This window comes from Arthrobacter sp. 05T444 (assembly GCF_056395905.1).
In genome coordinates this window covers 24,766-44,660 of the sequence record NZ_JBFTKK010000023.1, presented here as the reverse complement: position 1 = coordinate 44,660, position 19,895 = coordinate 24,766, and the positions used below count along the sequence as shown (strand labels likewise).

At 65.7% G+C, this 19,895-nt stretch carries 23 protein-coding genes, 2 tRNA genes and 1 pseudogene; 12 read left to right on the top strand and 14 right to left on the bottom strand.

The features are described 5' to 3' along the window. Positions 1-82 precede the first annotated feature (82 nt). Entirely contained in the window at positions 83-283 is a 201-nt protein-coding gene (locus AC1DD3_RS18490; RefSeq protein WP_230119949.1) for a hypothetical protein, read from the bottom strand. Between the two features lie 197 nt (positions 284-480). Next, positions 481-568, bottom strand: a tRNA-Ser gene (locus AC1DD3_RS18485). Between the two features lie 114 nt (positions 569-682). Between AC1DD3_RS18485 and AC1DD3_RS18480 the strand changes: the two genes are divergently transcribed. From AC1DD3_RS18480 to AC1DD3_RS18445, 8 genes and pseudogenes are all read left to right on the top strand, one after another. Further along, the gene (locus tag AC1DD3_RS18480) at positions 683-1,666 is read left to right on the top strand and encodes an NAD(P)H-quinone oxidoreductase (RefSeq protein WP_230119948.1); all 984 of its coding nucleotides are present in this window, start codon (positions 683-685) and stop codon (positions 1,664-1,666) included. 150 nt (positions 1,667-1,816) lie between these two features. Then, positions 1,817-2,431, top strand: a complete 615-nt coding sequence (locus AC1DD3_RS18475; RefSeq protein ID WP_230119947.1) for a PadR family transcriptional regulator — start codon at positions 1,817-1,819, stop codon at positions 2,429-2,431. Continuing rightward, positions 2,428-2,652, top strand: a pseudogene (locus AC1DD3_RS18470) (ATP-binding cassette domain-containing protein); the annotation flags it as partial. The gene AC1DD3_RS18475 and the pseudogene AC1DD3_RS18470, both read left to right, overlap by 4 nt. 187 nt (positions 2,653-2,839) lie before the next feature. Then, positions 2,840-5,140, top strand: a complete 2,301-nt coding sequence (locus AC1DD3_RS18465) for a carbon starvation CstA family protein (protein ID WP_230119946.1) — start codon at positions 2,840-2,842, stop codon at positions 5,138-5,140. Beyond that, entirely contained in the window at positions 5,140-5,391 is a 252-nt protein-coding gene (locus tag AC1DD3_RS18460; protein ID WP_230119945.1) for a YbdD/YjiX family protein, read from the top strand. Before AC1DD3_RS18465 ends, AC1DD3_RS18460 begins: the two co-directional genes overlap by 1 nt. 146 nt (positions 5,392-5,537) lie before the next feature. Beyond that, positions 5,538-6,215, top strand: coding sequence for a bacterial proteasome activator family protein (locus tag AC1DD3_RS18455; RefSeq protein ID WP_230119944.1), 678 nt, complete (start codon positions 5,538-5,540; stop codon positions 6,213-6,215). A 7-nt stretch (positions 6,216-6,222) separates the two neighbouring features. After that, positions 6,223-6,666 (top strand): hypothetical protein, encoded by a 444-nt coding sequence (locus AC1DD3_RS18450; RefSeq protein WP_230119943.1) that lies wholly within the window; start codon positions 6,223-6,225, stop codon positions 6,664-6,666. A gap of 139 nt (positions 6,667-6,805) precedes the next feature. Then, positions 6,806-7,651, top strand: coding sequence for an aldo/keto reductase (locus AC1DD3_RS18445; protein ID WP_476882231.1), 846 nt, complete (start codon positions 6,806-6,808; stop codon positions 7,649-7,651). Between the two features lie 105 nt (positions 7,652-7,756). Here the strand turns inward: AC1DD3_RS18445 and AC1DD3_RS18440 are convergent, their stop codons facing one another. The 7 genes from AC1DD3_RS18440 to AC1DD3_RS18410 all read right to left on the bottom strand — a co-directional run bounded on the left by AC1DD3_RS18440 (position 7,757) and on the right by AC1DD3_RS18410 (position 12,053). Next, positions 7,757-7,936, bottom strand: a complete 180-nt coding sequence (locus AC1DD3_RS18440) for a hypothetical protein (protein ID WP_476882230.1) — start codon at positions 7,934-7,936, stop codon at positions 7,757-7,759. Positions 7,937-7,975: 39 nt separating this feature from the next. Continuing rightward, positions 7,976-8,941 (bottom strand): hypothetical protein, encoded by a 966-nt coding sequence (locus AC1DD3_RS18435; RefSeq protein WP_476882229.1) that lies wholly within the window; start codon positions 8,939-8,941, stop codon positions 7,976-7,978. Positions 8,942-8,983: 42 nt separating this feature from the next. Next, positions 8,984-9,376: an Hpt domain-containing protein gene (locus AC1DD3_RS18430; protein WP_230119939.1), complete on the bottom strand. Its 393-nt coding sequence runs from the start codon at positions 9,374-9,376 to the stop codon at positions 8,984-8,986. Between the two features lie 160 nt (positions 9,377-9,536). Beyond that, on the bottom strand, positions 9,537-9,791 hold the full coding sequence (locus tag AC1DD3_RS18425) for a hypothetical protein (protein ID WP_230119938.1): 255 nt from the start codon (positions 9,789-9,791) through the stop codon (positions 9,537-9,539). 583 nt (positions 9,792-10,374) lie between these two features. Then, the gene (locus tag AC1DD3_RS18420) at positions 10,375-10,713 is read right to left on the bottom strand and encodes a hypothetical protein (RefSeq protein ID WP_230119937.1); all 339 of its coding nucleotides are present in this window, start codon (positions 10,711-10,713) and stop codon (positions 10,375-10,377) included. Positions 10,714-10,836: 123 nt separating this feature from the next. Further along, positions 10,837-11,010 carry a CsbD family protein gene (locus tag AC1DD3_RS18415; protein ID WP_230119936.1) on the bottom strand — a complete coding sequence of 58 codons (174 nt, stop codon included), beginning with the start codon at positions 11,008-11,010 and terminating at the stop codon, positions 10,837-10,839. A gap of 671 nt (positions 11,011-11,681) precedes the next feature. Further along, complete coding sequence (locus AC1DD3_RS18410) at positions 11,682-12,053, bottom strand: hypothetical protein (RefSeq protein WP_230119935.1); 372 nt, start codon at positions 12,051-12,053, stop codon at positions 11,682-11,684. Positions 12,054-12,093: 40 nt separating this feature from the next. Here AC1DD3_RS18410 and AC1DD3_RS18405 point away from each other — a divergent pair, with 40 nt between their 5' ends. Continuing rightward, on the top strand, positions 12,094-12,372 hold the full coding sequence (locus tag AC1DD3_RS18405; RefSeq protein WP_230119934.1) for a hypothetical protein: 279 nt from the start codon (positions 12,094-12,096) through the stop codon (positions 12,370-12,372). A gap of 136 nt (positions 12,373-12,508) precedes the next feature. Continuing rightward, positions 12,509-13,582, top strand: coding sequence for a DNA polymerase IV (locus AC1DD3_RS18400; protein WP_476882228.1), 1,074 nt, complete (start codon positions 12,509-12,511; stop codon positions 13,580-13,582). Positions 13,583-13,678: 96 nt separating this feature from the next. Here AC1DD3_RS18400 and AC1DD3_RS18395 read toward each other — a convergent pair. From AC1DD3_RS18395 to tmk, 4 genes are all read right to left on the bottom strand, one after another. Then, positions 13,679-13,751: transfer RNA gene (locus AC1DD3_RS18395), tRNA-Thr, on the bottom strand. A gap of 139 nt (positions 13,752-13,890) precedes the next feature. Beyond that, positions 13,891-15,465, bottom strand: a complete 1,575-nt coding sequence (locus AC1DD3_RS18390; protein ID WP_230119963.1) for an alpha/beta hydrolase — start codon at positions 15,463-15,465, stop codon at positions 13,891-13,893. Between the two features lie 63 nt (positions 15,466-15,528). Next, positions 15,529-16,671 carry a DNA polymerase III subunit delta' gene (locus AC1DD3_RS18385; protein ID WP_230119933.1) on the bottom strand — a complete coding sequence of 381 codons (1,143 nt, stop codon included), beginning with the start codon at positions 16,669-16,671 and terminating at the stop codon, positions 15,529-15,531. Beyond that, positions 16,668-17,324: a dTMP kinase gene (tmk, locus tag AC1DD3_RS18380; RefSeq protein WP_230119932.1), complete on the bottom strand. Its 657-nt coding sequence runs from the start codon at positions 17,322-17,324 to the stop codon at positions 16,668-16,670. The genes AC1DD3_RS18385 and tmk overlap by 4 nt, the downstream gene beginning before the upstream one ends. Positions 17,325-17,410: 86 nt before the next feature. Here tmk and AC1DD3_RS18375 point away from each other — a divergent pair, with 86 nt between their 5' ends. Beyond that, positions 17,411-18,595, top strand: a complete 1,185-nt coding sequence (locus tag AC1DD3_RS18375) for a trans-sulfuration enzyme family protein (RefSeq protein WP_230119931.1) — start codon at positions 17,411-17,413, stop codon at positions 18,593-18,595. Between the two features lie 9 nt (positions 18,596-18,604). Then, entirely contained in the window at positions 18,605-18,961 is a 357-nt protein-coding gene (locus AC1DD3_RS18370) for a DUF2516 family protein (protein ID WP_230119930.1), read from the top strand. A gap of 41 nt (positions 18,962-19,002) precedes the next feature. Here the strand turns inward: AC1DD3_RS18370 and AC1DD3_RS18365 are convergent, their stop codons facing one another. Beyond that, the gene (locus tag AC1DD3_RS18365; protein WP_476882227.1) at positions 19,003-19,845 is read right to left on the bottom strand and encodes a class I SAM-dependent methyltransferase; all 843 of its coding nucleotides are present in this window, start codon (positions 19,843-19,845) and stop codon (positions 19,003-19,005) included. Between the last annotated feature and the right edge of the window lie 50 nt (positions 19,846-19,895).

Here is a 19,895-nt window from a genome sequence, read left to right as displayed (position 1 = left end):
GAAACAAGTCCGCAGGTCAAAGGGATATGGAGACAGGATCGACACTATGCCCGCGGTATGACAGTTTCAATGGCTCCGGCAGTCAGAGCCGGTCGGAATACGAGGTGGCGGGTTCGTTGTCGTCGTCGGCTTCGACCCACTCGATGAAGTCCTTGAGCGACATGCACCAGTAGTAGTCCGAGTACCTCAGTCTCTGCTTTTCGGCCTTGCTCACGACGGCTACATCTCCCCAATAGCAGCAGGTGCGGAACGGTGCCCTTTCGCGGAATCTGAAGTTGAGCACCGCTGATTCCTTCCAGTGAACGCCAACAGGGCTGTCTTCGCATGAGTGGTGCGTACTCGATTTTTCGGCGGGCAGGTACTCGCCGGTACTTGGTTTAGGGCGCCGAATGCGGGGTCTACCTGCCCATGAAAAAGGCCGGCCGAACCAACCTTGCGATTGGCTCAACCGGCCCCTGACTGTGCGCAGATTGCGCTACGCGGAAGGTAAGAGATTCGAACTCTTGGTACGGGGTTACCGCACACTGGTTTTCAAGACCAGCTCCTTCGGCCGCTCGGACAACCTTCCGTGACTAGTAGTGTTTCATAGGCAGTTGGCTGCAACAAAAACCGAAAGGTGGCCGTTGCTGTCAGTGCACACTATTTTTGGGGCAGGAATGAGCAAGAAAATCGGGAGTTCTCCATGAAAGCCGTCTACATCTCGGAGCCGGGCGGGCCGGAAATGCTGGAAATCCGCGACGTTCCGCCTCCCGTTCCGGGCCAGGGCGAGGTCCTGATCGACGTCGTGGCCGCGGGCCTGAACCGTGCAGACGTGCAGCAGCGGAGGGGCTTCTACCCGCCGCCTCCGGGTGCATCGGAAATTCCGGGGCTCGAGGTTTCCGGCCGCATCGCCGGATTCGGGCCGGGGGTCACCAAGGCGTTTTCCATCGGGGACAAGGTGGTGGCCTTGCTGGCCGGCGGCGGCTACGCCCAGCAGGTCGCGGTCCGCTCGGAGCAGGTTCTGAGGATTCCCGACGGCGTTGACCTGGTCACCGCTGCCGCCCTCCCGGAGGTTGCGGCCACCGTGTACTCGAACCTCATCATGACTGCGCAGCTCCAGCCGGGAGAGACGGTCCTGATCCACGGCGCCACCGGCGGCATCGGCACCATGGCCATTCAGTTCGCCAAGGCATTCGGTGCGACTGTTGCCACCACGGCCGGCACTGACGAGAAAGTCAGCACGGCCAAAGCCTTCCTCGGTGCCGATATTGCGATCAACTATGCCGAGGAGAACTTCCCGGAGAGCCTCCGGGCCCAGAACGGCGGCAAGGGCGCGGACGTGATCCTCGACGTCGTGGGCGCCAAGTACCTGCAGCAGAACATTGACGCCCTGGCCGACTACGGCCGGCTCATCGTCATCGGACTGCAGGGCGGTGCCAAGGGCGAACTGGATCTCGGGCAGCTGCTGCGGAAACGCGCGGCGGTCGTCGCCACGGCGCTCCGGCCCCGTCCGGTCGAAGAGAAGGGCGTGATCATGACCTCCGTCAGGGATGCCGTCTGGCCACTTATCGCCGACGGCCGGATCCACCCCCTCGTGGCCAAGACCTTTCCGCTGGACCAGGTCAGGGCGGCCCATAAATACTTCGACTCGGGCGAGCACGTGGGCAAGATCCTCCTGGTCATGTAGGCCCGCGCAGGCCGCCGGTGCCAGCGGTAGGGACTCCATGCATACCCGGTATTGCCATGTCCGGGCAATGCCGCTAGGCTCGCCATATACGCGGTATGCACTGGTCTTGGGGGCCGGTGCATGCCGCGGCCTTCCCAGCCAAGGAGCACCATGTCCATCCGCCACAGCCTCCTCGCCCTGCTACAGGACCAGCCGCGCTACGGCTACCAGCTCAGGGTCGAATTCGAAGACCGCACCGGGTCCACCTGGCCCCTGAATATCGGGCAGGTCTACACCACACTGGACCGCCTCGAACGCGACGGCCTGGTCAGGAACGATGGCGGCGACGGCGAAGGCCACGTGGTCTACAGCATCACCGCTGCCGGCACTGCCGAGGTCCAGGGCTGGTTCGCCACCCCGGTGGAGCGCAGCAATCCGCCGCGGAATGAGCTCGCCATCAAACTGGCCCTCGCCGTCACGCTACCCGGCGTGGACGTGGCCTCCATCATTCAGGCCCAACGCGTGGCGTCCATGCGGGCACTTCAGGACTACACGAAGTCCCGGCGGGACACGGCCGCCAGCCAGCGCCCGGGTGACACTGCCTGGCTGCTGGTGATCGACTCGCTGATTTTCCAGACCGAAGCGGAGGTCCGCTGGCTGGATCTCTGCGAAGCCCGCATGGTCCAGCTCTCACAGACGGCCGGCACTCACAGCGCAGCACGCAAAACATCCAACGGGGTCACTGTGGAAGAGGCCGCCCCGCTCAACGCGGAGACGCGCCGGTGAGCGTCCTGGGGCCGCGGCAGGTCCTGGAGCTCGCCAAGGTCAGCAGGACTTTCGGCCGGGGCGCGACGGCGGTTGCCGCCCTGCGCGACGTCGACCTCACCGTCAGCGCGGGCGAGTTCGTTGCGGTGATGGGGCCGTCGGGATCCGGCAAATCATCGCTGCTGGCGCTGGCCGGCGGACTGGACCGGCTGACGTCGGGCGGTGTCCTTGTGGAGTCCACAACTAGCCCCGCCGGATTCCCGGCCTGCCGCAGTGACCGAACGGCCGGAGAAACCCGTTCACCGCCTCTGCTGCACCGCTCGGCGCTTCGCCGGGCGGCACCTGGCCGTTGTCGGCTCGATTCTTGGCGCCCGTTGGTAGGGTGCGCCGGAGAGGATTGTCACATTATTTAGATCTCAAGGAGGAGACATGGGCACTATGCCTCATGGCAGCGGCCGGACAGCGGACGGGAATCTGGACTTTGTTCCGGACCCGTCGCTTCCGGCCACGTCCCTGGATGATTCCGTCCGGGAAGCGGAAGACCGCAAATGGACTCCGGCCAAGATTGCCGTCTGGGTTGCCATCGCGCTCCTGGGTGGAGTGGCCTGGTTCATGTTGGCCGTTGTCCGCGGCGAAACGGTCAACGCCATCTGGTTCGTCTTTGCCTCGGTGTGTACGTACCTGATCGGCTACCGCTTCTACTCCAAGTTCATCGAGAAGCATCTGCTCAGGCCCAACGACCGCAGGGCCACGCCGGCCGAGTACAAGGCCGACGGCAAGGATTACGTGCGCACGGACCGGAACGTCCTGTTCGGCCACCACTTCGCCGCCATCGCCGGTGCCGGCCCGCTGGTCGGACCGGTCATTGCGGCCCAGATGGGGTATCTGCCCGGCACCATCTGGATCATCATCGGCGTCGTCCTCGCAGGAGCCGTCCAGGACTATCTGGTCATGTTCTTCTCCATGCGTCGCGGCGGCCGGTCGCTGGGCCAAATGGCCCGCGAGGAACTAGGCGTCATCGGCGGCACCGCCGCCCTCGTGGCCACCCTCCTGATTATGGTGATCATCGTCGCCATCCTGGCGCTCGTCGTCGTGAATGCCCTCGGCGAAAGCCCCTGGGGCGTCTTCTCGGTGGCCATGACCATCCCCATTGCACTGTTCATGGGCGTGTACCTGCGGTTCATCCGGCCCGGCAAGGTCATGGAAGTCTCGATCATCGGCTTCGTGCTGCTCATGGGCGCCATCATTGGGGGCGGGGCAGTTGCCGGCACCGAATGGGGTGCCGCCGTCTTCCACCTGGACAAGGTGACCATCGCATGGGGCCTTATCGTGTACGGCTTCATCGCCGCGATCCTGCCCGTGTGGCTGCTGCTGGCTCCGCGCGACTACCTTTCCACCTTCATGAAGATCGGCGTGATCGTGATGCTGGCCCTGGCCATCATCGTGGTGCGCCCGGAAATCACTGTCCCGGCCTTCAGCGAGTTCGCCGGCCGGGACAACGGACCGGTGTTCCCTGGCGCGCTGTTCCCGTTCCTGTTTGTGACCATTGCCTGTGGAGCCCTGTCCGGCTTCCATGCGCTGATCTCGTCCGGCACCACGCCCAAGCTCATTGAGAAGGAGCGGCAGACGCGCTTCATCGGCTACGGCGGCATGCTCATGGAATCCTTCGTCGCCATCATGGCGCTGGTGGCCGCAATCTCGATCGACCGCGGCATTTACTTCGCCATGAACGCGCCTGCGGCGCTGACCGGCGGCACCGTGGAAACTGCGGCGCAGTGGGTCAACGGCCTCGGCCTGGCCGGCGTCAACATCACTCCCGATCTCCTGGCGCAGACCGCTTCCAATGTGGGGGAGGAGAGCATCATCTCGCGTTCGGGCGGCGCGCCCACCCTGGCAGTAGGCCTCGCCCACATCATGCAGCAGTTCATCGGCGGCACAGCCATGATGGCTTTCTGGTACCACTTCGCCATCATGTTTGAAGCGCTCTTCATCCTGACCGCCGTTGACGCCGGAACCCGCGTTGCGCGGTTCATGCTGCAGGATTCCATCGGCAACTTCGTGCCGAAGTTCAAAGAAGCCTCCTGGCGGCCAGGAGCATGGCTCTGCACGGCGGTCATGGTCGGCGCGTGGGGTGCTGTGCTCCTGATGGGCGTCACGGATCCGCTGGGCGGCATCAACACGCTGTTCCCGCTGTTCGGCATCGCCAACCAGCTGCTGGCGGCCATCGCGCTCGCGGTCTGCATGGCCATCGCGGCCAAACGCGGTGCGTTCAAGTACCTGTGGATCGTCGCGTTGCCGCTGGCGTTTACTGCCGTCGTCACCATCACGGCGAGTTTCCAGAAGATCTTCTCTGACGTGCCGGCCGTGGGTTACTTCGCCAACAACGCCGCCTTCTCGAAGGCCCTCGCTGACGGCAAGACGTCCTTCGGCACGGCGAAGACCGTGACGGCCATGGAAGCCGTGGTCCGCAACACCATGATCCAGGGCTGGCTATCGGTGATTTTCGTGGTGCTGAGCATCGTCGTCATCGTTACCGCGCTGGTGGCCACGGTGAAGGCGTTCCGCAACAGCGCCGCCGGCGTTCCGAATGCCGACCACGAGGACACGCCGCAGCCGTCCCGCGTCTACGCTCCGGCCGGATTGATCCCCACTCCCGCCGAGCGCGAGCTTATGGCCGAGTGGACCAGGCTTCCGGCGGACCAGCGCTTCGAGAGGGCGGGCCATCACTGATGGGCACCGGGCAGGGAACTGCGGCGCCGGGGTCCGCAGGGCACGGCTCCGCCGGACCGCAGAACGCCGTTGCCGCGGGCTTACGCGGCTTCGCCCGGTACTTTCAGGGCGTCATGGGCGCGGACGCGTATGCGAAGTACCTGGAGCATCACTCGGCCGCCGGCCAAGGCACTCCGCCCATGGGCGAGCGGGAATTCTGGCGCGACCGGACCGACCGCCAGGACAGCAACCCGCAGGGGCGGTGCTGTTGAGCAGGCGGGGGCGACCCCGTGGCTGGCCGGCACCCGCCAGGCGTACTGGCGCCGAAAACGGGGTTTCGCTACGGACGAAACGAAATCCAGGTCAAGGAGCTTCATTGACTGGACTCGGCGTTCCGGGCTCGTGAGAGTATGAACGCATGAGCGATCCGAACGACACTCAAACCGCCCGGGCGGCCGCCACCGATGCCGGTTCACAGGCCGGGTCCCGTCCCGGTGAGGACGTCCCCGTGGAGGGCACCACACTTGACCCTGACGCGGTCCCGGCAGGTGGCAACTACGCTTCGGAGCCGTCGAAGCCCAAGGGCAGCAGCCTTCAGGACCTGGTGGATGAGCCCGCCAAGGTGATGCGGATCGGCACGATGATCCGGCAGTTGCTGGACGAGGTGAAGTCGGCGCCCTTGGACGACGCCGCCCGCGGCAGGCTGGCGGAGATTCATGAGCGCTCCATCAAGGAACTCGAGGACGGGCTGGCCCCGGAACTCGTTGCCGAGCTGGAACGCATCAGCCTTCCGTTCCCGGACAATGCCACGCCGTCCGACGCTGAGCTGCGGATTGCCCAGGCCCAGCTGGTCGGCTGGCTGGAAGGCCTGTTCCACGGCATCCAAACCGCCGTTGCTGCCCAGCACGCGGCCCGGGATCATGCCATGGCCCAAGTGCAGCTGCGCCAGCTTCCGCCGGGCACTGTCATCGCTCCCGGCGTGGTTATGGGAGAGAACGGGGAGCCCCAGCGGGCCAAGGCTCCGCAGCCGGGATCCGATCCGCTCAAGCCTGGGCGGCAGGAAGACCCTGACCACGGTCCGGGTCAGTACCTGTAGGTTCGGCTTGGGGTTTTTTACCGCTGCCCGGCAAGGGCGGAAAGACGACGCCGAACTCGGTAAAGGGCTGTGGCGGCGAGCCCACGACCGCTTCCACCGGGGTCTGGACCGCTACCACCAGGTTCTTGAAGGCGTGGAGGACGAGCAGCTCTATGGCGAACTCGTCGAGATCGCGAACCAGCTGGCGGAGCTGTCCGGCCGCGTCCGGCAGGTCTGCGTTGAGGCGCAGCGGCGCTCTCCCAGCGACGGGCTGGACATCCCGCACGCGCTGTCCGGCGTCCACCGCGCGCTGTCGAAGGCGGGAAACTCGCTGGCGGCCACGGCCGAAGCCGCGGCAATGCTCCGCCTCGCCGTTGGTCCCGTTCCCGTGGGCGCGGCATCGGTGTGGCGGCGGGCCGAGACGGTCTTCGAGCAGGTGGCCGACGCGGAGCGGCAGCTCGCCGAAGCCTGACCTGGCCCAAGACCGGGACAGCTGTCGCCCGGTCGCCCGGCGGGCATGCAAAAAATTCCCGGATTCCGGGTGTTAAGCGCCTAGCTTAGCTTCCGGCCATTGCGTGCACCGAAGCGGGAATTGTTGGCAGGATGGACAGATGACTTCTTCACCGACACTGACATTCAATGACGGCAATACCATTCCCCAGCTCGGCTACGGCGTGTGGCAGGTCGAGGACGATGTAGCTGAAAAGGTCGTCTTCCAGGCGTTCCAGGCGGGGTTCCGCCACATCGACACGGCCAAGATCTACGGCAACGAGTCCGGCGTGGGCCGCGCCATCGCGAGCTCCGGGCTGTCGCCCGAGGAAATCTTCATCACCACCAAGCTGTGGAACGCGGACCAGGGCTACGAGTCCACGCTGGCGGCGTTCGAGGAATCCCTGGAGCGCCTGGGCCTCGAATGCCTTGACCTGTACCTGATCCACTGGCTCCAGCCGAAGCAGGACAAATACGTGGACACCTGGAAGGCGCTGATCGAGCTGCAGAAACGCGGCCGGGTCAAGTCCATCGGTGTTTCCAACTTCACCGTTGAGGGCCTGCAGCGCGTCATCGATGAGACCGGAGTGGTGCCGGCCATCAACCAGGTGGAACTGCATCCCTTCTTTAACCAGGCCGAGCTCCGGGAATTCAATGCCTCCAAGGGCATTCTGACCCAGGCGTGGTCCCCGCTGGGCCAAGGCGGTGAGCTCCTTGAGGACGCCACCATCACGGCAATCGCGGACAAGCACGGCGCCACTCCCGCGCAGGTTGTCATCGCCTGGCACCTGGCCATCGGCAACGTGGTCATCCCCAAGTCGGTGACCGAGTCACGCATCCGCGAGAACTACGATGCGCTGAACGTGACGCTTGACGCGTCCGACGTCGAAGCCATCAACGGCCTGGACCGCACGGCGGCGGGAACGGGACGCATCGGGCCGGACCCGGCCGTGTCCGACTTCGCCTGACCTTTAGCCGCGCAGGCCCCGCCCGCTGAGCTGATCCACCGGATCTGCTGCAGTGCAGCTGACCTCAGCCGGGCGGGGCCTTTGCTGTCCAGATGGCAGCGGCGGTTAAGCCGCTGCTTTGGCCTGCTGGGCAGCCACGGCATCAACGACGGCCCAGTCGTGCTCGCCGGAGAGGCAGCGGCTGGCGAACCGTTCGGCGTCGGCTGCGGTATCGAAGACCTCGGTCCGGACCCGCCCGCAGTCGGCTTCAAAGTACGTTACGTGGAATTCCTGGTTCATTTCCATGACTCAATGGTGCAACCGGGGTCTGACATTATTTGTCCTTCAGTCCGGTGTGTTGCGCAACCGGAGCACCCGTTCCTTCGCCAGCATGGCCGTTCGCTTGCTCTTCTCGGCGGCCCTGGCTGACTGCTTCGCCTCGGCAGCTGCCGTTTCAAGGTCCTTCCGGACGGCTTCCAGGGAGTCTTCCGCCTTCCTGAGCCGCTGTCTTGTCTCGCGCACCTCGGCCGTGAGGCGGGTGAACTCCGCTGCCGCGTCCTGCAGGGTTTCGTCACGGGACTCGGCCTCCGTGGCGGCTGCCTGAGCCGCGGCTTCAGCCTCGGCGAGTGCCGCCAAGGCTTTGTCCAGGACCGACGGCGATGAGGGGCGGGGCGTCCGTCGCACCGCCTGCATCCGCGGTTTCTCAGGCCCCTCCGGCGGCTGCCGGCGGCTGACCTTTGGAGGCGGCCCCGCATGCCCGCCGGTGACCCGCGGGGGCTGCTGCAGCGGCCCCAGGGCGGCAGGAACCGCAACTGCGCCGCTGAGATCAACCTGGTCCACGCCGTCGGCCGTGAGAACCCGCAGCAGCAGCCCGCTCTGTACGGCAGCCGCGGCAGCCGTGTCGGCCGTGGCGGCCCGCAGGGTCTCTTCCACCTCCGAGGCCACCGCCCCGCTAATGGAACGGCCCTGCTCCTCTGCTGCGCGCCGGGCGGTATTCACGGCCGCTGCAAGAAGCTTGCGCCGCTCCCGGGACAGCTCCCGCAGGGCGGCGGCGTCGAGCGCGGCCTGGGCCCCCTGCATCGTCTGCCCGAGGTCGCGGAGCTCCCGCACCGCGTCTGGCCGGTGATGCGCCAGCATATTGACAGTCCAGGCTGCGATGGAGGGCTTGGGGAGTGCCTTGATGGCCTGGGCCAGCGGTCCGTTGGACTCTGCTGCCGCAGCCTTCCCGGCAGCAGTGCGGGCAGCCACGAATTCGTCGAAGGGCAGCGCATACAGGCGTCCCGCAACGTCCGCCAGTTCCTGCTCCTCCATGCCAGCCATCTTAGGACGGCATGACAGGAAAAGCCGGGCACCCTAGCCGGCTTCCGGACCTTTAGGCCGCGGTCCGGGGAGGTGGCCTTGGCGGTTAGCTTCGCGGACGAGCAGCCGGATGTTCGCGAACAGCACCGCCTTAGCAGCTTTCGGATCGGGCCAGTGTCCACGGTTCAGTGCGCGTTCAAGGTCCCGACAGTATGCTTCGAGACGAAGTGCTCCTGCCATGGCGGATGTTGCTCTCAGGCTCACCAGTGCCTCGGCGGCTGAGTCCGCGTCGTGGCCCGCTAGACCGCGAAGGATTTTTGCGGCGCGGACGGGCAGCATCTGCAGGTACTCGTCCATGAACGTATGCGCTGCGGCGGGGCCGGCTTCGTCCGCAAGAGACTGCAGGGCGCCGCTGTCCAGCACTGGCACGTCGTTCTCGTCTGTCACAGCAGCCCCCTAAATCCCTAGAAGAGCCGCGACGCTGCTGCACGGCTCTTTGAATAGTCCAGGGAGGACCTCAAGACCGTGGAAGAGTTCCCACAGGATCCGATCAAGAGTGGAAATATCGGCGGCCAGAAGAACTAAGCGCGGATGGGTACGGCAACCGTCAGTGCGGGACAGGCGTTCCGCCCCGGCGCCTGCGGGGTCTGCGGAGCCGGTCGGTCAGTGTCGCTAACGGCCGGATGAGGGTCCTGTGCAGGCCGGAGGCCACGGCATTCAGGAGAAGGAGCGCCAACTGTACAGCCCCGGCCAGAAGCAGGAGGAGGGACAGAATGATGAAGGCGGGCAGAAACATGATGAAGACGGCGATCATGGTCGCGAAGTAGCCAAGACCGTAGCCGACGAGCGTCGCCTGGTCCACCGGGATTCCATTCCAGCTGAGGGAGTTTCCGTGCTGCCGATTCCATCTTGCAGCGTTGGTGATGTGGCCCCCGGCCGCTTCCGCAACCGGGGACCACGTTGCGGGAGGGACAATCCGTGCGCTGTCTGCTGCAGGTGCGCGACAATGCGCCTTGGCGTACTTTAGAAGCCCACCGCCCAAAAAACAGCCTTAGCGTGTTCCGGCATCCCATCCCGGTCCATGAGGCGATCTGATGTAGCTGACCTTCGCATAATCTCCTTTGAAACCTCCCGATAAGGCTGTTCTAGCACCGCTGGGACGGCCTGACAATAAGATTTTTTGGGCTACGGAACCGCCCGCTGGCGGGTCACCCTGCGAAGCCCAGCGTGCAGAACTACGGGAGGCACCTGTGCGTTTCCGGTGCGTGCGCCACAGTTCCGGACCAGGCCGGCCCGCGCGCTCGGGCGCATTAAAAGGGCCGACGGCGGCTGGGGGGACCGCCCTGGTCTCAGACAGGCGGCTCCGCCGCCGGCCCAGCCCCGGTGATCCACTTCTTATTATCGTCCCTGCCTGCAATTCCGGCGAGGGGCACTTCCAAACGTGGCTACGATCGGGTGGTTCGCACGGCTCCTCGAAGCGCGATCCCTGACGCGGCCACCACCGGGACCAGGCTCAGCAGAACAGCGATGGTGTTGGGCCGGAACACGAGGTGGCCGCCGCTGGCGCGGCTGTAAGCTCCAAGCGGGAAGACGAAGCCGCCTCCGCCGCCACCGGATGCACCGCCACGGCCGCCGCCTTCTGCGTTGGTGCCGCCGCCGAACCCGAAGGACACCAGGGCAACGGGGAGCAGCTCTGCGCCGCCGACCTGGACCGGAGGGCCGTACGCCCGGGACACGCCCACGTTCTTGAACGCTTCCAGCAGAGAAGAAAAAGTATCAGCCATGTCATCACTCTAGGCACCGGCGCCGGCCAACTCCATGGTGGCAATCCGAGGCTGATGACCTCTTGATGCACCAGAAGGGTGCAGCCCGCGCTCGAGCTGCACCCTTCTGAATTCTGCAGAGGACTATTCCTTGAAGGCGTCCTTGACCTTTTCGCCGGCCTGCTTCACGTCCGACTTTGCCTGGTCGCCCTGGCCTTCGGCTTTGAGGCTGTCATCGCCCGTGGCCTCGCCGGCAGCTTCCTTGCCCTTGCCGCCAAGCTTTTCGGCAGCGTTTCCGATCTTGTCATCCAAACCCATGGTGTTTCTCCCTACGGTTGGCTCCGCGGCGGGTCCGCCGGCGGCTTACCTTTTTACCCTAGCCCAGATCCTCGTCTAATACTAAGCATGCTGACTGCTCCGGCCGCCACCGGCCCATCCTGCGGCGGCCGCTGCACCTCTGGACTCGGGTGATAAGTAGGCTTACGATTAAATCGCGTAACGGAGCCTTTGGGCTCCGGGGGGCAGCCCAATTTGGGGGAGGCCTCGAACGCCGTCGGCGGCGTGTCTCACCGGCTAGCCCCAGTGCGAACCGCCGCCGACACCACAGCTGCTAGGCCGACTCTCAGTCCTTGCGTCGGGGGAGCACCAAGAGGGCATCCCCGACGGCGCGCTGTCCGGCTGCGCCGGAGGGGGTTGACGACCTTCCCGTCCACGACCATGGTGGTGGGGGAAGTTGCCTACGTAAACCTTGGAGCCGCCCCCTCAATTCTGGGCGGCACTGATGCAACCCTCGGTGCCAGATCCCGCGGTTATCCCATGATGTGCAGGCAAGACTGGTCCTGTCCTGGAATTGAGGGTGCCGCGACCTGACAACCAGAACGGCCGGGTCCGGACGCGCTCCCCCAGCAGCACCGGACCCGGCAACTCCAAGCCAGGCGTGCCAAAGCGACTCCTCTCGTAGGAGGATTCAGGCATGGCAGCTGAGACGCTCAAGCCGGCGCGACGGCAAAGATGACCCAGAGCAAAGCTGCGACGACGGCCGAGGAGATCATCGACCTCCGCGTGACGGGATGGGACGGCAGCTCGATGCCCTCGTCCCGCAGCTGGCGTGTCTCCAGGACGGCGGCCCGCATCAGTGGAACGAAGACGGCAGCCAACACGGCCACCACGAGCAGCTCGCGCCAGGGCTGCACGATGCCCGTTGCCTCCAAGGCGGATCCCAGCAGCGAGCCGAGCAGTAAGAACCAGAAGATCGCCCAACCTGCCAGTCGCCTCCGTTTCGGCGGCATGCCCTCGAGCGAATCCGGCGGCCAGTCCTGCCACTCGTACTTGTTGTCGTCCCTGCCTGTTCCCGCGGCCATGGCCATAGAGTAGCGGTGTTCCGACTGCTACAGTCTGGCCATGGTCAGCTGGTTCAGAAGCAAGGCCCTCAGCCAGGGGGAGCTCAGCTACGCCAGGGCCTCGATGATCGTCCTTGCCATCCTCAACCTCCTCAACGCGGCCCTGACCATCTCGGAGCATGAGGCCGAGAGCCGCGTTCCGCTTAGCGCCTGGGGATCCATCGGGATTTCGGTCTTCTGTGTCATGGCCGCGACCTACTACCAGAAGCGCCTGGATCAGGCACGAGCTATGGCCGGGATCATGCGCGACCCGGATCGGGCTAAGGGACAACTGGGCTGACCTCGGGAAAGCGTCAAACGCCCGGCCTGCGCAGTCGGGTGGCGGCCAGTGGCCGAAGGTCGAGGCCCGTCTGCATTCCTCGGCCGCATCATCGAGAGCCGATGCTTGCCAGGGATGTTTAGGGCAGACTGGTGGCGTGAGCGGAATCCGGTGGGTGTTACACGTCGATCTTGACCAGTTCATCGCGGCGGTCGAAGTGCTCCGGCGGCCGGAGCTTGCGGGCAAGCCGATCATTGTCGGCGGTCGGGGCGACCCCACGGAACGAGCCGTGGTGTCGACCGCATCCTACGAAGCCAGGGCGTTCGGCGTGGGTTCCGGAATGCCCTTACGCATTGCGGCCCGGAAAGTGCCCGACGCTGTGATCCTGCCCGTCGATCAGGAGGCTTACCTCGCGGCGTCTGAAACGGTGATGGCCACCCTGCGCGCGCAGCCCGGGGCCACCGTGCAGGTGCTTGGTTGGGATGAAGCCTTTATAGGCACTGAGACAGAGAATCCAGAATCCTACGCCCGGCAGGTGCAGGCCGCCGTCCTGGAGCGAACACAGCTGCATTGCAGCGTTGGCATCGGCGACACCCTGGTCCGAGCCAAAGTCGCCACCGGTTTCGGCAAACCGGCTGGCGTCTTCCGTCTCACTTCCGGGAACTGGCTCGACGTCATGGGCAGTCGGCCCACCAAGGACCTGTGGGGCGTCGGAACCAAGGTGTCGGGCCGGCTGGCCAAACTCGGCATCAACACAGTCGCGGAGCTCGCCGCGTCCGACCCCCAAGACCTGGTTCCGGAGTTTGGCCCCAGGATGGGTCCTTGGTACGCGGAGCTCGGACGCGGGGACGGCGCCAGCGTTGTGGACGACACCCCGTGGGTTGCCCGCGGGCATAGCCGGGAGACCACCTTCCAGCGGGACCTGACCGAGCCCGCCCAGGTGGACGACGCCGTGAGGGAGCTGACAGCGCATGTCCTTGAGGATGTTGTGGCGGAAGGACGGCCCGTGGTTGGGCTGACCCTCAAGGTTCGGTACGCGCCGTTCTTCACCAAAACCCACGCAAGAAAGATTCCCGAGACATTCGACCGGAACGAAATCCTCGCGCGAGCCTTGGACCTCGCAGCCGGAATCGAAGCGGGCCGTCCGATCCGACTCCTGGGCCTGCGGGCCGAAATGGCAATGCCCGACGATGCCCGAAAGGGACATACGCCCACGCGCGGCGGTTGGTGAAAGTGGGTATGCCCTGTGCCTGCCCAGGCAATTCCCCACAATCAGCAGAAAACCCCGCATCCCCGCTGTATCAGCGGAAATACGGGGTTCTTCTCGAGCTTCCTATCAGAATCGAACTGATGACCTTTTCATTACGAGTGAAACGCTCTACCGACTGAGCTAAGGAAGCACCGCACTAAACAACCAGGAAAACCCGGCCGGTTCATGCAAGAGTCAACTGTAATCGAGTCCCCGCGCCCGGGTCAAAATGACGTGCCGCGAAGGCCGAAATCGGACTGCGCACGGGCCTGCCCGGCTGAACGGCCAAGTCAGCAGACGGTGTTGTCCGCCGGCTTCTTGCCGTCAACGAGGTAGTTGTCCACGGCGTTGCTGATGCAGCTGTTAGACCGGCCGTACGCCGTGTGGCCCTCGCCCTTCCAAGTCAGCAGTGAGGCGTTGCCCAGCTGTTTCCGGAGGGCGCTGGCCCACTCCACGGGCGTGGCGGGGTCACCCGTGGTGCCGACCACCACGATCGGGGAAGAGCCGCTGTACTCGACCGGTGCCGGCGTCCGCAGGTTCTTGTAGGGCCAGCTGGCACAGTTGGCGCCACCATACGCGAAGAAGTACCCCAGGGTGGGGGACACCTGGCGGAGCTGCTGCTCTTCGGCCCGCATGGCCGCCGGATTGCTGTTCGTCGGGTAATCCAGGCAGTTGATCGCGCCGAAGGCCAAGGCTGTGTTGGACGTGTATTTGCCGTTCGGTGCACGGTCCGCGCCCAGATCCGCCAGGCGCAGCATCAGGCTGACGTCGCCCTTCATGGCCGCGTCCAGGGCCTGGGTCAGGGCAGGCCAGCTTTCATTGCCGTACATCGGCACGATCAGACCGCTGACGAACGTGTTGCCGCCTACGGTACGGCCGTCCTTGGCGGTGCGGGGTGTCGCGATTACGGACCGGATGATGTCGTGGATCTGCCGGATACCGTCGTCCACGGTGCCGCTCAGGGGGCAGCCTTCCTCGTTCAGGCAGTGCGCAACGTAGGCGTGCAGCGCTTTGTCGAAGGCCTTTGCCTGGCCTGCAGTCAGCTCTTCAGCGCTGAGCGACGGGTCGAGGGCGCCATCGAGGACCATCCGGCCCACGTTGTCGGGGAACAGCGAAGCGTAGGTTGAACCGAGGAAAGTTCCGTAGGAGAACCCCATGTAGTGGAGCTTGGAGTCATTGACCACGGCACGGAGGACATCGAGGTCCTTGGCCGCGCTGACGGTGTCGATGTGCCCCAGTACGGGGCCGGTCTGCTGGGCACATTTCGCCGCGATGGCCTTGTTGTCGGCGAGGAGAGCGGCCAGGCCGGCGTCAGTTTCAGGAGAGTAGATCTTGGCCCGGGACTCGTCCCGTTCGTTGTCCGTCAGGCAGCTGACGGGCGCCGAACGCTTGACGCCGCGGGGGTCGAAACCGATGAGGTCGTAGTTGGCCCGCACCTTGTCGGAGAAGTGGCTGTTTCCGGCGTCCCTCACGAAGTCGTAGCCGGAGGCACCGGGCCCGCCCGGGTTGACCAGCAGACTGCCCTGCTTGTTGGCTCCGGTGCTGGCGATCTTTAGGGCCGCGATTTCAATCGTTTCGCCGTCCGGCTTCGCATAATCCAGCGGCACCTTGACCTTGGCGCACTGCATCTTGTCCTCGCACGGCCCCCACACCACCTTTTGGGAGTAAAAAGCCTGCAGCCCTTTCGGAGCTGCCGCCGCAATGGAGGGGTCCGCCTGCCCTGTGGAATTCCCCTGCGAGGCACCGTCCTTGGACAGCCCCAAGAAGCTGCACGACGTCAGGAGCACGACCACCGCCATGGCTCCGGCAGCCCGCAGCGCCGTAGCGAAGGAGCGCGATCGCGCGGTCAGGGGAAGTGTGGACATCATGCGGTACTCCTTGGGCAGAGGCGTTAGGCGTCGTCGGGCAGGTGGTCTGTGGACCGGAACCTAAATCAGGCCCGCGGCCATCGCCTCTATGGTCAAAAGCGGTGCAACGTTCGTGGTGGTGATGCGTTTACGCGCCTTGTTGATGGCATCCATCCTGGCGAGGGTGACCTCCGGGCCCGAGCCGGCTGCGAAATCTTCCAGCTCGCTCCTCAACTCAACGTTGACGAGTTCCACGGAGTTTCCCATCTGGATGATCAGCACATCCCGGTAAAAGGACAGGAGATCGGTCAGCGTCCGGTCCAGGGAATCAGTCACGGAGCGCTTCGCACGACGCTTCTGGTCATCTTCCAGCTGTTTCACCTGGCTGCGCATGGCGGGCGGCAGCGTTCCGGACTCGGGGGCACCCAATGTGGCCAGCAGGGAGGCCTTCTCGGCGGCGTCCCGCTCCTCATTGGAGCTGTTGGCCTCCTCGGTGGCGATCTTGACCAGTTTATCAGCCATCATCACAGCGGCCGTAATGCCCCGGAGGCCCAGCGGGAAGCGGACTGTTTCCAACCGCCGTTCCCTGGCCTCGGCGTCGCGGGCCAGGCGCCGGGCAATTCCCACGTGACTCTGCGCCGCGCGGGCCGCGCGTTCGGCCACCGCCGGATCCACGCCGTCGCGCTTTACCAGCAGCGCCGCGACGTCGGCGGCCGGCGGCAGCCGCAGTGCCACTGCCCGGCACCGGGACCGGATGGTCACCAGGACATCCGCGGGGGAGGGGGCGCAGAGCATCCAGACGGTCCGCGGGGTGGGTTCTTCGATGGCCTTCAGCAGCACGTTCGTGGTGCGTTCGGCCATGCGGTCGGCATCCTCCACCACGATGATCCGCCACCGCCCAGACGAGGGCCTGTTGCCGGCCGTGGAAACGAGGTCCCGGGCCTCCTCGATGGTGATGGTCACCTTTTCGGTGCGGACGAAGGCGACGTCGGCGTGGGTTTCGCCGAGGATGGTCCTGCAGGCGTGGCACTCGCCGCAGCCACGCAGGGAGACGTCGTCCTGGTCACAGTTCAGCGCCGCGGCAAAGGCCTTGGCAGCGTTTGAGCGTCCCGAGCCGGGAGGGCCGGTGAACAGCCACGCGTGCGTCAGTCCTTCGCCCGTGGCTGCCTGCTGCAGCTGGGCGACGACGGCGGACTGGCCCTGAAGGTCATCCCAAACTGTCATCGCGGGGCCCTGCCGGGAGCGGCCAGAAGCCGGTTCACACGGTCAAGGATGGAGGCGGCAAGCTCATCCACGGACAACTGCGCCTCAAGCACCAGGTAACTGTCCGGCCGCGCTGCGGCGAGGTCCAGGAATGCCTGGCGGATCCGGGCGTGGAATTCGTCGGCTTCCGATTCCAGCCGGTCCTCCTGGGCGTCACCGGCCGTGCGGCGGCTCCGGCCGTCGGCCGGATGGACATCCAGCAGGACGGTAAGGTCCGGCTGCAGCCCCGACGTGGCCCACTCGTTGATGCTCCGGACGGCGTCTGTGCCAAGATCCCGGCCGGCCCCCTGATAAGCCACGGAGGAATCGATGTAGCGGTCAGTGAGGACCACTTCGCCGCGCTCCAGGGCAGGCCGGATGACCTGGCTGGCGTGCGCGGCACGGGAGGCCGCGAAGATCAGCGCCTCCGTAAGCGCGTCGATGTGGCCGTGGCCGTGATCCAGGACCAGAGAGCGCAGTTTTTCGCCAATCGGCGTGCCGCCAGGTTCCCTGGTCCGCAGCACGGTCAGGCCGCGTGATTCAAGCGTCCCGGCCAGCCGGGCGGTCTGCGTGGACTTGCCGGCGCCGTCACCGCCTTCGAAGGCGATGAAAAGTCCGGGATTCTGATTATTCACTGGTCCAGCCTACCGACAATCACTGACAGGAAGCCGCGCCAGTAGCCGCTTTTCCGCCCGGCAGGTGCCCAACGTACGCTTTGTTCATGAGCCTTTCCCAACAGCACGCCGCGTCCCTTTCGGCCGAGACCGTAGTCGTGGCCGCCGGCCGTCCTGCCCGCGAACACGACGAGCCTGTCAACCCGCCCATCGTGCTGTCCTCCACATATTTCGGCACCGGTGCGCTGGATGACGGCGACCGCGGCTACGGCCGCTACGCCAACCCCACCTGGGATCCGTTCGAAGAAGCCCTGGGACAGCTTGAAGGCGCCACGCTGCCGGGCCTCCTCTATGCTTCGGGACTGGCTGCCGTCAGCTCCGCGCTGTCCCTCATTCCCGCGGGCGGTGTGCTGGTCATGCCGTCCCACAGCTATTCGGGCTCACTGCTCATGGCGGCCGAGCTGGCAGAAAAGGGCTTCATCGAGCTCCGCACGGTTGACATCGCGGATACGGATGCTGTCATCGAGCTGCTCGCCCCGGCGGGAGGAAAGCCCGCGGACATGCTCTGGCTCGAGAGCCCGACGAACCCCATGCTCGGCATCGCGGACATCCGGGCACTGACCCAGGCGGCGCACGACGCCGGAGCAATCGTTGTCACGGACAACACCTTCTCCACGCCGCTGGTGCAGCAGCCACTCAGCCTGGGGTCCGACGTCGTCCTTCACTCGGTGACCAAATACCTGGCGGGACATTCCGACGTGGTGCTGGGCGCCCTCGTCACCTCGAACGCGGAACTGCGGGAAACCCTGCTCCATCACCGCATCATCCACGGCGGAATAGCGGGCCCCTTCGAGGCATGGTTGGCGCTGCGGGGGCTGCGGACGCTTGCGTTGCGGATCGAGCGCTCGCAGGCTTCGGCCGCGGTGCTCGCCGAAAGGCTCAGCACCCACCCGCAGATCGAAAGCGTCCGGTACCCCGGCCTGGCGTCGGATCCGGGACATGACCGGGCCAAGTCCCAGATGTCCGGCTTCGGCTCCGTCCTCTGCGTCCAGGTTGCGCCCGCCGGAGACCTCAACGGCGCCGATGCCGCAGACAAGCTGGTCCGCTCGCTCCAGCTCTGGCTGCCGGCCACCTCGCTCGGCGGCGTGGAATCACTGATTGAACGACGACGGCGGCACGCGGCCGAGCCGGTCAGCGTTCCGGAGAATCTGGTCAGGTTGAGCGTCGGCATCGAAAACGTCGAGGACCTTTGGTCCGATTTGCAGCAGGCATTGGACGCTTTGGACAGTTAGGCTGGTCGGGTGGACGGAACAGTACTGATCAATGTCGTTGAGAGCACGGTCTACTACATCCTGGGACTGGTGGCGCTGGTGCTTGAGGTGTGGGCCTTCTTCGACTGTGTCCGCCACAAGGCCAACGCTTTTGAGGCTGTGGGCAAAAGGACCAAGGCCTTCTGGCTGGCATTGACCGGCGGCGGCGTGGCCGTCGGCGCGCTGTCGGTGCTGGCCGGCGGAGGAGGCGGACTCATCGGGCCGCTCGGCCTCTTCGGCCTGGCCGCGGTGGTGGCTGCATCCGTCTACCTGGCGGACGTCCGCCCGGCGGTGAAGGACGCCGGCCGGGGCGGCAGCCGCAACATGGGCCCGTACGGCCCCTGGTAACCGGAGTCCGCTCGCTGGTGGGGCGCCCGTCGAAATCCGGATCAGTCCGCTGATCCCAGCGGCGCCACTGCTTCCCAGCTGACGGTAAGTTCCCCCAGCCGCCAGCGTGACGGTCCGTCCTTGACCGGCCACCCGCCGTCGAGCAGTGCCTTGCACATGGCCGTCCACCGCTGCCGGTTCCCGAACGACGCAAGGGGCGCCGACTCCAGCCACGCTTTGTCCATGGCCTGCAGCAGCCCGTGGATGCGCTCACCCGGAACGTTCCGGTGGATGAGCGCCTTGGGCAGGCGTTCGGCTACCTCCGAGGGCAGGTCGAAACTGCCGAAGCGCACGGACATGCTCAGCGTAAGCGGGCGTTCGGAATCCAGCGCAATCCAGGTGACGCGGCGGCCGATCTCGTCGCACGTTCCGTCAATGAACAGCCCGTCCGGCGCGAGCCTGTCCTGCACCAGACGCCAGATACCTGGAACGTCGGCCTCCTCGTATTGCCGGAGCACGTTGAACGCCCGCACCAGGACAGGCTTTCCCGGCACCGGGAGTTCGAACCCGCCCACGACGAAGCTTAGGCCGGGACGCTCGAGCGATTTGGCCGCCCGCACCCGCTCAGGCTCGATTTCGATGCCGCAAACCCGTACATCGGGCCGGACGGCGGCGAGCCTTTCGAAAAGCTCGACGGCGGTGGCGGGGGACGCGCCGTACCCCAGGTCGACCACCAGTGGGTCGTCCGCTGACCGGAGCCGCCAGGCCTGCGGCCCGGCCAGCCAGCGGTCCAGCCTGCGCATCCGGTTGGGATTGGTGGTGCCCCGCGTTACGTTGCCCACCGGCCGGCCGCGGTGTCCGCGGTTGCCAGGGTTTGTCGCCACCCGCTCTGCTTTCTGCACCACCGCCCCAGACTATCCAACGGCGCAGCACGGAATGTAACGCTCGGCGTCGG

Excerpts from the sequence above, each read along its gene's own strand:
- AC1DD3_RS18390 (WP_230119963.1), bottom strand. The coding sequence starts at position 15,465 with ATGTCCACACTTCCCCTGACCGCGCGATCGCGCTCCTTCGCTACGGCG.
- AC1DD3_RS18415 (WP_230119936.1), bottom strand. The coding sequence starts at position 11,010 with ATGGGTTTGGATGACAAGATCGGAAACGCTGCCGAAAAGCTTGGCGGC.
- AC1DD3_RS18375 (WP_230119931.1), top strand. The coding sequence starts at position 17,411 with ATGAGCCTTTCCCAACAGCACGCCGCGTCCCTTTCGGCCGAGACCGTA.
- AC1DD3_RS18445 (WP_476882231.1), top strand. The coding sequence starts at position 6,806 with ATGACTTCTTCACCGACACTGACATTCAATGACGGCAATACCATTCCC.
- AC1DD3_RS18420 (WP_230119937.1), bottom strand. The coding sequence starts at position 10,713 with ATGGCTGATACTTTTTCTTCTCTGCTGGAAGCGTTCAAGAACGTGGGC.
- AC1DD3_RS18465 (WP_230119946.1), top strand. The coding sequence starts at position 2,840 with ATGGGCACTATGCCTCATGGCAGCGGCCGGACAGCGGACGGGAATCTG.
- AC1DD3_RS18385 (WP_230119933.1), bottom strand. The coding sequence starts at position 16,671 with ATGACAGTTTGGGATGACCTTCAGGGCCAGTCCGCCGTCGTCGCCCAG.
- AC1DD3_RS18455 (WP_230119944.1), top strand. The coding sequence starts at position 5,538 with ATGAGCGATCCGAACGACACTCAAACCGCCCGGGCGGCCGCCACCGAT.
- AC1DD3_RS18440 (WP_476882230.1), bottom strand. The coding sequence starts at position 7,936 with ATGGAAATGAACCAGGAATTCCACGTAACGTACTTTGAAGCCGACTGC.
- AC1DD3_RS18405 (WP_230119934.1), top strand. The coding sequence starts at position 12,094 with ATGGTCAGCTGGTTCAGAAGCAAGGCCCTCAGCCAGGGGGAGCTCAGC.
- AC1DD3_RS18480 (WP_230119948.1), top strand. The coding sequence starts at position 683 with ATGAAAGCCGTCTACATCTCGGAGCCGGGCGGGCCGGAAATGCTGGAA.
- AC1DD3_RS18460 (WP_230119945.1), top strand. The coding sequence starts at position 5,140 with ATGGGCACCGGGCAGGGAACTGCGGCGCCGGGGTCCGCAGGGCACGGC.
- AC1DD3_RS18475 (WP_230119947.1), top strand. The coding sequence starts at position 1,817 with ATGTCCATCCGCCACAGCCTCCTCGCCCTGCTACAGGACCAGCCGCGC.
- AC1DD3_RS18410 (WP_230119935.1), bottom strand. The coding sequence starts at position 12,053 with ATGGCCGCGGGAACAGGCAGGGACGACAACAAGTACGAGTGGCAGGAC.
- AC1DD3_RS18435 (WP_476882229.1), bottom strand. The coding sequence starts at position 8,941 with ATGGAGGAGCAGGAACTGGCGGACGTTGCGGGACGCCTGTATGCGCTG.